This window comes from Nostoc sp. UIC 10630 (assembly GCF_010747425.1).
In the GTDB taxonomy this organism is placed as follows: domain Bacteria; phylum Cyanobacteriota; class Cyanobacteriia; order Cyanobacteriales; family Nostocaceae; genus Nostoc.
Genome location: NZ_JAAGOG010000004.1, coordinates 15,308 through 27,951, shown reverse-complemented (window position 1 = coordinate 27,951; position 12,644 = coordinate 15,308). Strand labels below are relative to the sequence as shown.

General features: G+C 40.5%; 12 protein-coding genes. 7 read left to right on the top strand and 5 right to left on the bottom strand.

Annotated elements, in window-relative coordinates:
* Window positions 1-252 precede the first annotated feature (252 nt).
* Entirely contained in the window at window positions 253-1,440 is a 1,188-nt protein-coding gene (locus G1O98_RS02130) for a hypothetical protein (protein ID WP_163926955.1), read from the bottom strand.
* A 163-nt stretch (window positions 1,441-1,603) separates the two neighbouring features.
* Window positions 1,604-1,759: a hypothetical protein gene (locus G1O98_RS02125; RefSeq protein ID WP_163926954.1), complete on the bottom strand. Its 156-nt coding sequence runs from the start codon at window positions 1,757-1,759 to the stop codon at window positions 1,604-1,606.
* Window positions 1,760-1,868: 109 nt separating this feature from the next.
* Here G1O98_RS02125 and G1O98_RS02120 point away from each other — a divergent pair, with 109 nt between their 5' ends.
* Window positions 1,869-4,085 carry an ATP-binding protein gene (locus G1O98_RS02120; RefSeq protein WP_163926953.1) on the top strand — a complete coding sequence of 739 codons (2,217 nt, stop codon included), beginning with the start codon at window positions 1,869-1,871 and terminating at the stop codon, window positions 4,083-4,085.
* Window positions 4,086-4,208: 123 nt separating this feature from the next.
* Entirely contained in the window at window positions 4,209-4,856 is a 648-nt protein-coding gene (locus G1O98_RS02115; RefSeq protein ID WP_163926952.1) for a methyltransferase domain-containing protein, read from the top strand.
* Window positions 4,857-5,043: 187 nt separating this feature from the next.
* Here the strand turns inward: G1O98_RS02115 and G1O98_RS02110 are convergent, their stop codons facing one another.
* A complete protein-coding gene (locus G1O98_RS02110; protein ID WP_163926951.1) occupies window positions 5,044-5,841 on the bottom strand; it encodes a dienelactone hydrolase family protein in 798 nt (265 codons plus the stop codon).
* Window positions 5,842-6,129: 288 nt separating this feature from the next.
* Here G1O98_RS02110 and G1O98_RS02105 point away from each other — a divergent pair, with 288 nt between their 5' ends.
* Window positions 6,130-6,669 (top strand): DUF2267 domain-containing protein, encoded by a 540-nt coding sequence (locus G1O98_RS02105; protein ID WP_163926950.1) that lies wholly within the window; start codon window positions 6,130-6,132, stop codon window positions 6,667-6,669.
* 113 nt (window positions 6,670-6,782) lie between these two features.
* Entirely contained in the window at window positions 6,783-7,352 is a 570-nt protein-coding gene (locus G1O98_RS02100) for a Uma2 family endonuclease (protein WP_163926949.1), read from the top strand.
* A 64-nt stretch (window positions 7,353-7,416) separates the two neighbouring features.
* On the opposite strand, the gene G1O98_RS02095 is transcribed toward G1O98_RS02100, so the two are convergent.
* Window positions 7,417-8,439 carry a hypothetical protein gene (locus G1O98_RS02095; protein WP_163926948.1) on the bottom strand — a complete coding sequence of 341 codons (1,023 nt, stop codon included), beginning with the start codon at window positions 8,437-8,439 and terminating at the stop codon, window positions 7,417-7,419.
* Window positions 8,440-8,626: 187 nt separating this feature from the next.
* Entirely contained in the window at window positions 8,627-10,045 is a 1,419-nt protein-coding gene (locus G1O98_RS02090; protein WP_175586475.1) for a site-specific integrase, read from the bottom strand.
* A 173-nt stretch (window positions 10,046-10,218) separates the two neighbouring features.
* Here G1O98_RS02090 and G1O98_RS39200 point away from each other — a divergent pair, with 173 nt between their 5' ends.
* From G1O98_RS39200 to G1O98_RS02075, 3 genes are all read left to right on the top strand, one after another.
* Window positions 10,219-10,323: a nitrogenase molybdenum-iron protein subunit alpha gene (locus G1O98_RS39200; RefSeq protein ID WP_083782302.1), complete on the top strand. Its 105-nt coding sequence runs from the start codon at window positions 10,219-10,221 to the stop codon at window positions 10,321-10,323.
* Window positions 10,324-10,523: 200 nt separating this feature from the next.
* The gene (gene nifK / locus G1O98_RS02080; RefSeq protein WP_012407198.1) at window positions 10,524-12,059 is read left to right on the top strand and encodes a nitrogenase molybdenum-iron protein subunit beta; all 1,536 of its coding nucleotides are present in this window, start codon (window positions 10,524-10,526) and stop codon (window positions 12,057-12,059) included.
* Window positions 12,060-12,253: 194 nt separating this feature from the next.
* Window positions 12,254-12,601, top strand: coding sequence for a Mo-dependent nitrogenase C-terminal domain-containing protein (locus G1O98_RS02075; RefSeq protein ID WP_163926947.1), 348 nt, complete (start codon window positions 12,254-12,256; stop codon window positions 12,599-12,601).
* Window positions 12,602-12,644: the final 43 nt, after the last annotated feature.

Here is a 12,644-nt window from a genome sequence, read left to right as displayed (position 1 = left end):
AAATTTAGTAATGTCTACGATAGCTGTACTTAGGTTATGGCGATTTCTATTTGAATGAGGATGAAGTACAGGGGTTGTAGAGTTATATCGATCAGATCATAAAAACCAAGGCGATCGCATGGATTGATACGTTACATAATATTACATACAAAAAATCCCCCAACTCCTTCTTTTTAAAGGCTGAGGGGGATTTAGGTTTCAAGTTTTTAGTGCGTAAGTCTTGTTTATGCAGTTAAGCGATCGCATTCACAATTACGCTAAATGTACTGAACCTGTATATCCTTTGAGAACTCCCAAAGAGCTACCAGATGAATTAATCAGCGTGTCATGTCCTATCTGGGTAAAGCTAGCGTTTAACCCGGTGACATCTAAGCGATCGTTGCAATCAAAGCCATAAATAGTTGCAAAGCCAATGCTTCCCAGAATTACTGTATCTCTTCCTTGACCCAAGTAAACTGTATCATTTCCCCCACCTATTACCTCAACAGATGAACCAAACAGGTTTGTATCCCTACTTAAAGGGTCAGGCAGAGAAACTGTTCCTCCTCGCAGATTTACTAAATCATTTCCATTTCCCACAAGGATAGTGTCATCACCTGAACCAGCAAAAATTAAATCGTCACCTGAGCCAGACTTAATAGTGCTGTTCGTATCAATTGTAATAACTGTGTCATTGCCATTACCTGTAAAAATCTTTGTATCGCTTGAGCCAGGGATTCCATAAGCAAGAATAAAATCCTCGCCGCAGCCGGTTTTAACTGTGGTTTCGCCATAGGGAGCAACAGCAATCTGATTGTCACCATCTCCAGCATTTATTGTTTGGTTATACAATGGCAAACCAGTGGCGAAAAAAATATAAGTTGCTATTGAAAGTTCACTGGTTATAATGTCATTTCCTGATCCTGTTTTAATGTTGGCATCTCCGCTTCCCAAAAAAATTAAGTTGTTACCTTTTCCTGCATCAATGGTTCGGTTAGCAAATCCACCTAAATAGAAAATATCGTCACCTGCTCCGGCTGAGGCAATCACTTTTGGAATTGTCCCTAAGCCAATAATATTAGTACCATCAGCATCGTATAAATAGTTTCCACCGTAATCGTCTAAAAAGTTATTTCCACTGCCTAAATTAATTTTGTAATTGCCAGATCCCAAACTGACATAATCATCTCCTGCTCCAGTATCAACGATCGCACTAATCCCATCAGGATTAGAGGATAGAGGACTAGTTTGCAATACCTCCCCATTGAAAGTAGTAGATAGATAGATTAAGTCTATTTCTCTTGCTAGTAAAACAACATCATTACCATCTCGTGTATTCACAACATTGTTGTTGCCTTCTACAACAAACCAGTCTGGATTAGCAGTACCGAAAACTCTTTGATTACTCTCTTGAATGTCTAGTTCAGTGTAGGTAATGCCGCGAAAAACTTGGGTTGTCATAAAATTTATTTTATACCTCAGTACAGTTCAGTGAAACCAGAAAGTTACGTATATGAGCTATTTTTCTGGATAAATCAATATAATCCGGTTAATCGCAAAAGTTTTTTATAATTATGGTTTAAATAAATGAAAAAGCCTGTAAAAAACAAGCAATATGTAGGCACTATGCTTGTAACTGCGATCGCCAATTAAACTTGACTACTCTATCCACTGATCCAGCAAAATATTTAGCCGTGAGATTGGTCTGGTGGTAAAGTTCAGCTTTTGTGAGAACTTTAGGATATTTGATATTATAGTGGGTTGCGCTTTGTGACAACATACCATATAGCTACCTTTGACTAGACTAAAAAACTAAATAAAGGTGAGTATGTCGACATATTGGGAACTATAGAAGCAAATCAAATTAGCATAACTTTTAGCTTCCAGCAATGAAGATTCCCTATCCCCGCAAAGGTAAAGCTTTCCCATTACAGATTGTTCTTGTTGTTCCCTTCCTTATCCAAATTTTTGCAGCGGTCAGTTTAGTGGGTTATTTGTCCTTTAAAAATGGACAAAGAGCAGTTAACGACCTAGCAGAACAGTTGATAGATCGCACGAGCGAGGTAGTGGATGAACATTTGAAGTCTTATCTTGCCATTCCACAAACCCTTAATCAGATCAATGCAGATGCCATCCGCAGGGGAATATTAGATGTGCGCGTAGGCGAAGCCCGCCTTAGGCATCGCCAAACCGTTGGCAAGTATTTCTGGGATCAGATGCACGCCTCTGACCTGACTTATATTGGTATCGGGCTAACGACAGGTGAGGGTCTTGGAGCCGCTCGTTATGACGGCAAGACGATCACCATTGATGATTGGACTGCCAAGCTTACCAATAATATTTCCACATACGCCACGGATAATCAAGGTAATCGAACTCAGGTTAATGCTCGGTGGGATTGGAACAATTTCAAGGAATCTTGGTACACTCAACCCATCGCTGCTGGTAAACCTATTTGGGCAAAGATTGTAACTGGAAATTTTCCTACTGGCCCTTACATAGCTGCTTCTGCCAGTCGTCCCATTTATGACTCGCAAAATCGCTTACTAGGCATGATTGCCTGCGATATTCATCTGTTAAAACTCAGCGATTTTTTACGAAATTTAGATATTAGTAAGTCTGGGCAAGTATTCCTTTTAGAGCGAGATGGCACATTAATCGCCAGTTCTGGTACAGAAAAGCCTTTTGTCCTCGTCAATCAAGATATCCGGCGATTACGAGCGATCGACAGTTCTGACCCAATCATACAAAACATTGGCAAACACCTCCAAACCTCTGGGTTTGGATCTATCACCCAAGACACAGATTTTCAACTTGACGTGCAAGGAAAACGGTATTTTGTCGATGTTGCACCTTGGCGTGACAAGTACGGCTTGAATTGGCTAATGGTAGTGAGTGTGCCCGAAAACACATTTATGGCGGAAATTCACGCCAACACGCGCACCACGATCGCACTTTGTTTTGGTGCATTAGTCGTTGCCTCTGTGATGGGCGTATTTACCTCCCATTGGATTGTACGCCCAATTCTGCGCCTAAATTTGGCAAGTGAGGCAATGGCATCGGGCAATTTAGCTCAGACAGTAGAAACTGGCGTTATTCAAGAACTTAATACCCTGTCTAACTCTTTTAACTACATGGCAGGGCAATTATATGAATCGTTTACCGCTTTAGAGAAAAGTAAAGAAAAACTAGAAGATCGGGTAGAAGAACGTACTACTGAACTCAAAAATACCTTAGAGGAATTGCAGCGCACTCAATCTCAAGTTATTCAAAGTGAAAAAATGTCTAGTCTGGGACAACTAGTTGCTGGAGTCGCACACGAAATTAATAATCCAGTCAACTTTATTCATGGCAACCTCGTCTATGTGCAGGAATATACTCAGGATTTATTAGCGTTTGTGCAATTGTATCAGCAGCACGATCCCAACCCTGCGGCTGAAATCCAAACCGTTGCCGAAGACATCGAACTAGAGTTTTTGCAGGAAGACTTACCAAAAATGTTGTCTTCCATGAAAGTAGGCACCGATCGCATTCGCCAAATTGTACTGTCGCTGCGAAACTTCTCCCGCATCGACGAAGCGGAATTCAAAAGTGTTGATATTCATGAAGGCATCGACAGTACCTTAATGATTTTGCAGCACCGCCTCAAAGCTAAACCAGAACAACCTGAAATTGAGGTGATTAAAGACTACGGCACTATACCTCTAGTAGAGTGCTATGCCGGACAACTCAACCAGGTATTTATGAATATTTTAGTAAATGCGGTTGATGCGTTAGAAGAAAATAATATTAAGCGTACCTATCAAGAGATTGAGGAAAATCCTAGTCAAATTAAGATTCGCACATCTGTAATTAATTCAATGTGGTTAGAAATAGCGATCGCTGATAATGGAGTCGGTATTTCTAAAGAATTTCAGCAACGCATATTCGATCCTTTTTTCACCACCAAACCCATTGGCAAAGGCACCGGAATGGGTATGTCCATCAGCTACCAAATCATCACAGAAAAACATGGCGGCAAACTAGAGTGTTTCTCAACTTCTGGAGAAGGAACCGAGTTTATTATTCAAGTTCCTCTCCAGCTAAAGGTTCATGGAGTGGTTTAACTTAATACTAATTTGGAATTACCAAATTATCTAGCCATTATTACGGTAGTCAATTCAAATTAAGTATTATATTGTACGTATGCTGAGAAATTAAAACCAGTAGTTATATTTTTTAAGGAACCTATGCAGATAAATCAGGTGATTGAAACCTACGATCGCGGGGCGGTAGATTATGACGCAATTATGAAGCGTTATTGGCACATTGAGCGCGAACCGCTAATTGCTTCTTTGCAGCTTCAGCCAGGACAAACTGTACTAGATGCTGCGGTAGGAACAGGTCTTAATCTTTCAGCTTACCCGGAAGGGGTAAATGTTGTGGGTATTGATTTTTCTGATAAGATGATGGATCAAGCACGTAAAAAGCGCGTATCCGCAAACATCACTTTCAAGCTATCGGATCTCTGCAACCTTGATTTTCCTGATAATAGCTTTGATGCAGCAGCGTCGGGATTTACCCTCTGTGTCGTTGAAGATCCAGTTCTTGCTCTTAAAGAAATCCTACGAGTTACTAAACCTGGTGCATTTATTGCCATTCTCGATTACTGCAAATCCCAAGATCCAGAGATTCAAAAATGGCAAGAGTTAATAGCTGATGGTGCTTCACAACTAGGCTTCCCGACTGGCAAAATCAAGTGGGATGCATTGATGGATTATGACGAATTGATTTACAACAGCAAGCTTCCGATTGAAGTGCTTGCAGACGAGCGGATAGAAAGTCCAAATCCGTTTTTATGTGGTTGTCAATTACTGCTTAAAAACTTAAAAAGTTAAAGACAACACTATTCCAGTCTTATAATTTTGTTTTGTAGTAAACCTTAAACTAGAGGGTGCGTTATAGCAATGCTTAACGCACCAACATATTTAGTGTGTTACGGCTAATTCTGATTTTCTCAAACTATTTAATCCTTGTATAGCCGTAACATAATCTACCTAATATTTACTTGATCAATAGACAGTTTTACAAATGATTTTGAAACAGTTCTAGAACATGCTGCCAAGCATCAGGAGCAGCTTCAGGATTATAGCTTGGGTGTTGTTCCATAAATGGGTACTTGTCTTTGAAGAATCCGGCGAAAAAACCGTGTCCGGCATCGTATCGAAATACACGATGATTGATTTGATGTTTCTTTAACTCTGCCTCAATTTGCTCGTTTTCTTGCTGGGAAATTAATGTATCTCTTGTACCAAAAAAGGCATAAATAGTACCTTGCATTTCCGAGGTGCGATTAATGGTTGGAATCTCTTCGTCATAACTAGAAGTAGTAATTCCACCACCATAAAACGAAGCTGTTGCTTTGATATCAGGGAAAGTTGCAGCGATGTAAGCAACATGACCGCCAAAACAGAAACCAATAACACCGATTGCATCATTTTTGACATTGGGTAAAGTTTTTAAGTAGGCGATCGCAGCTTGAATATCACTTAAGATATCTTGATACTTTACTTGTTGATAGTATTCCAACCCCAGCCTATAGCTTTCTGGACTAAACCCAACATCTTCAGCGCTAAAATCAGCTTCAAAACCGGGAGCAGTACGTTGATACATCGCCGGGGCTATTGCTACATAACCTTGTTTAGCGATTAGTTCGGTGATATCTCGAATATTACTATTGATTCCAAAAATTTCTGGAAAAACTATAACCGCTCCAAAAGTTCCGTTTTGTGCTGGTTGAGCTAAGTAAGCATCAATTTCTAAGCCATCGTTGGGTACTTTGACTTTTGCAGTATTAATTTCGATGTTTGTTGTTTCTACCATCTTTGTTTCGGCTGCTTTTATACCAACTCATTTATTCTGACGTTTTTTGACACCAATGGGCGATGTCTACGAGTATTGCTCTACTTAATAAGCATCGGGATTAAATATACGTTATCCAGAACCCTTGTAGAGATATAACAATGCTACGTATCTAAATGCAGATTAGAAAAATTTCTAACTTTTGAATAGATGTCATCTCAAACTTCTGGAAGATTCCAAGAGTTTTTGATTTGTGCGACCTTACATATAAGCATAAAGACTCAAAATTAATAACCAGAAAAAAAAACAATGCCAGATCAAAGTTTTAGAACAAATATTCCAGAAGTTGACCCAACAGAGATCGAAGATACTCGAACTGCGATCGCTGATGAACATCACTCCTTTCTTGAAAAGGTTATGGTTAAAAGCGGATTTGCAGATTTGTATGATGCAAGAGACTTTACAGAAGTTGTGTTTCGCGTCATGCGCGACTTAATGACCACAGAAGCAAGCGATCGCGTCGAGTCAGAACTGCATACAGAGGCTGTGCCTACAGATGAAAAAGCACTCCAGTTTGAAGTGGCTGAACTCTGGAAAGACACTAATCCAATTGTGAGATTTTTAAGTCGAGTCCGTAAACCCTTAAGAGGCCCGGCTCCCATTGGAATTGATTCCAATCTATTTCTGCGGCGGGTTGCTAATGAAGGAGGAATTCCAGGAACAGTTGACGCAGAACAGGCAGTTAAAGCGGTATTTTCTGCTACCAAAGACGAACTTTCCCAAGAGCGGATTCAGGAAATTGCTGGCTGGCTTCCTGACCGTATCCGTGAGCTTTGGGAGCAAGCTTAAATTAGAAAGCTAGAAAAAGTTAAGTCTGTTTGCGAGTAGCGATCGCAAACAGACTTTCTATATCTCTATAATAGATTTATTAATTCCCAACCATTAGCGATCGCTTACGACCTATGATTTCTACCATCTCGCGCCGCTACAGCTTGGATGAATATCGTGCGATTGAAGAAAAAGCCGAAGGACGCAGCGAATATCGAGATGGAGAAGTTGTACCCATGCCTGGAGGAACGCTCAAACATAGCCGCATCGGTCGAAACATTTTGACTTATTTTACTTCTGTGATGCGCGATACTCAATTCGAGCCAATTAACAATGATTTACGGCTGTGGATTCCTGAACATCGACGCGGAGTATACCCAGATGTAATGGTTTTTGACGGCGAACCGCAACTAAATGGCGATCGTTTAGATGAAGTATTAAATCCCGTGCTGATTGTTGAAGTCCTATCTCCTTCCACCGCAGATTACGACCGACTCAGTAAATTTCGGATGTATCGCTCAATTGCGAGTTTTAGCGAATATTTATTAATCGAACAGAATGAACCTTTTGTTGAACGCTATAGCAAACAGGCTCAAGGTTGGTTGCTCAGTGATTTTAGCGGTTTAGAGCTATCTATTTCTTTAGATTCAGTTAGTATTGAATTGCCGATGGCGGAAATTTATCGTGGCATTGTTTTTGAGTAAATGAGTTTGGGTTGAATCTGTTGTGCTTTGTGACAATGTATGAGTTAGAAGGGATGCGATCACACTATTTGTAAGGAATTTGATATTCAAGGGAAACACCATCTATTTGTATTTCAGAATAGATTATTACTTCCCCGTACCAAGTTATATAAGGAGATCCAGGAGTCTCCAGAGTCAACGTTGCACTCCCGTTAGCACGGTAAAATTTAATATCTGGAGTTGTCTTAGAGAACTCGTTCTGAAAGAACAGAGGTGGCAGCTTACTAACTCGTTCTGCAATTGACTCTATGTCATATTGACCAGTTGTAGAGGTAACAGCGATAGGACGAGGTAATTTTATTCGATGAAAGTGACGGACAGTTCTGGCAATGGCATTCCTCAAATGATGACCAATCCGGTACAGGTTTGCAAAATGATAACGTAGGTCACGATTCAAGGAAATAGCAGTTTTACCATCAGGATGAATTTCATAATCAGGTCCTATGCGCCCATTAGGTTGCATTCCTTCAAGGAAATACCCGACGATGCGAGCATTTGGAGGGAAGAATTGAATATTTTTCTCTACAGTTCGTGCAACGACGCCACCTCCTCTTGAGTACATCATTATGGAACGTAATTGGCCGCCACTGTGTTTTATCTTATTAACAATAGGGGCAAATGACTCTCTGTAGTCGTTGATTGCATTCCGAAGCTCTTTATACGCGGGATGATTAACCTTTTCTAACCAACTTTCTACATATTTTTCCTGAACTTTAATAGATGGATGAAGAACTTTAAGAATACGGTAGCAATCATCAATATGAGATTGTAGAGCGTGTAGTAATTCCTTTTGTAGATCAGGCAGCTTATTCAATCGATAATCTAGATGCCCAGTAGCATCAAACAAGGCTGTATAAACTTGATCTACTTCATCTATAACCGCTTTGAAAGCCAGCATTACTCTCTGTATTGAAAGATTGTAGATTGAGAAGGGATGCCGCTCTGTATGATCTTTGTGATAGGTAACGCTTTCAGGAAGTAGTTTTAAACAATTAAATGCCTCAGGGTGTAAGTTGCCGTCTCTATAAATTTTACGTTCAAGTTTCATACGAACATGGGTTAGTCAAATTTATACTTCCATGTAGTATAACAACCACAAATTAGATTTGCTAGAGCCTTGTGCGCTTTCGTGGTCTTAACCAATAATTTACAGTTTACCTAACTATTTATTATACGAAAGTTTTTTGTATAATCCTTTGCTAGATGACGATATATCAGCATTAATTTGGGCAAGTTTAACTTTGTTTATAAATCATTTCCATCCTTAACTTTTCAATTTCCAACTTCAAGCTTTCATTCTCCATCCTCAACTTTGTATTCTCCTCTCTAATCAACTCAACTTCATTCCTCTTACTCAAAGCCTGATTAATCGCCAACTTCCGCATATCTAGCGAAAACCAACGCTGATAAGTTTGCGTGTGAACCTGCACACTATGCCCCAAATTATCCGCCGCCGCTTTAATTGGTATCCCCAAAATATGCGCCCGAATTGCCCAAGCATGACGTAAATCATAAGGTTTAAAATCCAAACCTATCTTGCGGAACCACCAACTAACTCGCTGTGTTAACGCTGTTATCTCAGCATGATTAGTGTTATCTTTTTTAGCGATCGCACTCTTCAACATCTCTAAATATTTCGGATTTCTCAAATCAAAGTCGTCAATCCATTGCCGATGTAATGGTAATGCTTCTCTCTCACCAGTCTTAGAATCCTTATGAACTTTCCATGTCAAGTCTATATTCTCTTGATTCAACCACCAATCAATATCGGGATTAATAAAAAGTTCCCGTGGACGTAAACCAAAAACTGCTAACATTCCATAAGTCCACCGCCAAAGTTGCCAACTATCTTGAAGATTTTGATTAACTTGATTGCCTCTGTTATTTTGATAATCTTCAAACTTGATAATTCCCTCAGATATTTCTGCATCAGTCGGTATATTTCGGGAATTATTCTCCGGCATTTTGGAATATTTAGATAAATCAATTTCGATATTGAATGTCACACAAAATGCTGCGATCGCTCTAGCTGCATTATACTTAGCCCATTCCTTATCAATTTGCTCAATTGAAGTTATCAGATTTGCAGCGATCGCTAAATCTTTAGGATTCGTAAATCGTTTAGTTCGGGAAAAATAATAAAAAAAAGTATGTTCACTTTTAGTAGTTCGTTTATGAGTCTTAAAATACTCTTCTTCAAATTGTTCGAGTAATTCGCCTATAGTCTTAAATTCTTTTTTAATTGCCTCATTACCTAAATATTTATCATTCCATTCAAAAGTTTTACGAGCGATTAACTTCCCTAATTCATAGGCTTCTTCCTCAGCCGTTTTGAGTCCATCTAAGTTAGAGGGAATATTTAAACTGATATTGTATTGTTTTCTGCCAGTACCATTGCTATCTTTGTCTCCCGGTTTAATTGGTAAGGTCGCCCGTAATTGCAGACTTCCATTCGATTCTCTAATAGTCACCTTTGCCTTTGCAGACTTCAAACGCAGATTAACTTTCTCTAATTCTAGTAGTACTTTCGTTCTCATGTGTTCTTTTTGCTGCTGTGCTTGCAGACTTGAGCCAAGAAAACTGCCATCGGTAGATGAAACAGGCTCTAAGTCTGCAAAAGCTTGTTGATACTTGTCTTGACCCTGATTATGCATCGCTGTGTTTTTAGCCTATATTTAGCCTAAAAAGAAATGTGTTATCAGCGAACAATGTTTAGAACAGACACTGTTTACTGCAAACATTAGGCTATTTAAAAGAATTAAACCACAAAAAGGATTACTCCGGTCCTTATCACGGTTATGACGGCTTTGCCATCTTCGCACGTGACATGGACTTAGCACTCAACAGTCCAACCTGGGGATTAATTGGCGCTCCTTGGAATGAAAAAGCTCAGGCTAAGAAGGCTGAAGCTAAGGCTAAGGCTGCCGTTTAGGGAAATGGGAGAGAGAGATAAGTAAGGATAACCTGGGGCTAAAACCCCAGGGGGGAGTTGGGAATCCAAAATTCAAAATTGAAAGATTAAAAATTTATTTTGATTTTTGCATTTTGAATTTTGAATCATATTCCCACTCCCTACTCCCCACTCGCACCTCAATCAGTAAAAGAATTCAGTAAGCTTGGAGTCCAGAAGAAATGCCTCAGAATCCAGAAAAAATTCAAGATCACGTCGAGTTATTCCACCAGCCTGAGTACCAACAGCTATTTGAAAACAAAAAGCAGTTTGAAAATGGTCACGATCCCGAAGAAGTAAAACGGGTTTCAGAGTGGACAAAGGGTTGGGATTATCGTGAAAAGAACTTCGCTCGTGAAGCTTTAACCGTTAACCCTGCTAAAGGCTGCCAACCACTAGGAGCAATCTTTGCTGCTGTTGGTTTTGAAGGTACTCTACCTTTCGTTCAAGGTTCTCAAGGTTGCGTTGCTTACTTCCGTACCCACTTAACCCGTCACTACAAAGAGCCATTCTCTGGTGTATCTTCTTCAATGACTGAAGATGCAGCCGTATTTGGTGGTCTGCAAAACATGATTGACGGGTTGGCGAACTCTTACCAACTGTACAAGCCTAAGATGATTGCTGTCTGCACCACCTGTATGGCAGAAGTAATTGGTGATGACTTACAAGCCTTCATCAACAACTCTAAGCAAGCTGGTTCAGTTCCTCAAGATTTCCCAGTACCTTACGCTCACACCCCTAGCTTTGTTGGTTCCCACATCACTGGTTACGACAACATGATGAAGGGAATTCTTTCTAACTTGACCGCAGGTCATAAGAAAGAAACCAGCAATGGTAAAATCAACTTCATCCCAGGTTTTGATACCTATGTAGGCAACAACCGCGAAATCAAGCGGATTGCTTCTTTGTTCGGCTTTGACTACACAATTCTAGCCGACAACAGCGACTACTTGGATTCACCAAACACAGGTGAATTCGATATGTACCCAGGTGGTACAAAGTTAGAAGATGCAGCAGATTCAATCAATGCGAAAGCTACGATCGCTCTGCAAGCACACTCTACACCCAAAACCCGCGAGTACATCGAGAAAGAATGGAAGCAACCAACCTCAGTTTCCCGTCCTTGGGGCATTAAGGGTACTGATGAGTTCTTGATGAAACTCAGCGAATTGAGCGGTATCCCCATTCCTGAAGAATTGGAAATCGAACGCGGTCGTGCAGTTGATGCCATGACTGACTCCCACTCATGGATTCACGGCAAGCGCTTCGCTATCTACGGCGAACCAGATTTAGTATACAGCGTAGTTGGCTTTATGCTAGAAATGGGTGCTGAACCTGTGCATATCTTGGTTCACAACAGCAACGAAGTATTTGAAGCAGAAATGAAAGAACTGCTTGCTTCTAGCCCCTTCGGTCAACATGCAACTGTTTGGCCTGGTAAGGACTTGTGGCACATGCGTTCACTGTTGTTCACCGAACCAGTAGACTTCTTAGTTGGTAACACATACGGTAAGTACCTGTGGCGCGACACCAAGATTCCCCTCGTGAGAATCGGCTACCCCATCATGGATCGCCACCACCTACACCGCTATGCCACCATTGGTTATCAAGGTGTGATCAACCTCCTCAACTGGACTGTAAACACCCTGTTTGAAGAAATCGATCGCAACACCAACATTCCTTCTAAGACAGATATTTCCTACGACTTGATTCGTTAGAAATTGCGTAGAAACACAACGTGTTAATTAAGGGTAAAGAAGGGGAGTAGGGAATAGGGACTGGGGACTGAGGACTGAGGACTAGGGACTGGGAAAACACCCAATGCCCAATGCCCAATGCCCCATACCCAATCCCCAATACCCAATCCCCAACTCCCCTTTTTCTTGCTAGCATTTACCCAAGGAATTGATAAATGGAAACCATCAATCACACTCACGAACATACTCACACTCATCCTCATCCTAACTACCATCCACCTAACCAGAAAAAACGAGGATGGTTCCACAATCTTCTTAATCCGTTGCGTAGTGTAGTGGATGGAATTCAGGTTAAAAATAATCGCTTCGCTCATCTAATTTGCCAAACAATTCCTTGTTGTTGTCCCTTTGAGCGACAAATTCAATTATTTGGGAAGACTATTGATATTCCACCACTATGTAAACTCAATCCTTTATATGACGAATTTGTAGGATTGCGTTTCCGCGCTCTATCTTACCTCGCCGATGTATGTGGAGAGGATGTCACAAAATACATTTGCTAATTATTGGGCATGGGGCATTGGTTATTGGTCATTAGTCATTGGT

Bases quoted from the DNA above. Each gene is read 5' to 3' on its own strand.
- G1O98_RS02130 (WP_163926955.1), bottom strand. From the start codon at position 1,440: ATGACAACCCAAGTTTTTCGCGGCATTACCTACACTGAACTAGACATT.
- G1O98_RS02120 (WP_163926953.1), top strand. From the start codon at position 1,869: ATGAAGATTCCCTATCCCCGCAAAGGTAAAGCTTTCCCATTACAGATT.
- G1O98_RS02075 (WP_163926947.1), top strand. From the start codon at position 12,254: ATGGAAACCATCAATCACACTCACGAACATACTCACACTCATCCTCAT.
- G1O98_RS39200 (WP_083782302.1), top strand. From the start codon at position 10,219: ATGGACTTAGCACTCAACAGTCCAACCTGGGGATTAATTGGCGCTCCT.
- G1O98_RS02105 (WP_163926950.1), top strand. From the start codon at position 6,130: ATGCCAGATCAAAGTTTTAGAACAAATATTCCAGAAGTTGACCCAACA.
- G1O98_RS02095 (WP_163926948.1), bottom strand. From the start codon at position 8,439: ATGAAACTTGAACGTAAAATTTATAGAGACGGCAACTTACACCCTGAG.
- G1O98_RS02100 (WP_163926949.1), top strand. From the start codon at position 6,783: ATGATTTCTACCATCTCGCGCCGCTACAGCTTGGATGAATATCGTGCG.
- G1O98_RS02110 (WP_163926951.1), bottom strand. From the start codon at position 5,841: ATGGTAGAAACAACAAACATCGAAATTAATACTGCAAAAGTCAAAGTA.
- G1O98_RS02125 (WP_163926954.1), bottom strand. From the start codon at position 1,759: ATGTTGTCACAAAGCGCAACCCACTATAATATCAAATATCCTAAAGTT.
- G1O98_RS02090 (WP_175586475.1), bottom strand. From the start codon at position 10,045: ATGCATAATCAGGGTCAAGACAAGTATCAACAAGCTTTTGCAGACTTA.
- nifK (WP_012407198.1), top strand. From the start codon at position 10,524: ATGCCTCAGAATCCAGAAAAAATTCAAGATCACGTCGAGTTATTCCAC.
- G1O98_RS02115 (WP_163926952.1), top strand. From the start codon at position 4,209: ATGCAGATAAATCAGGTGATTGAAACCTACGATCGCGGGGCGGTAGAT.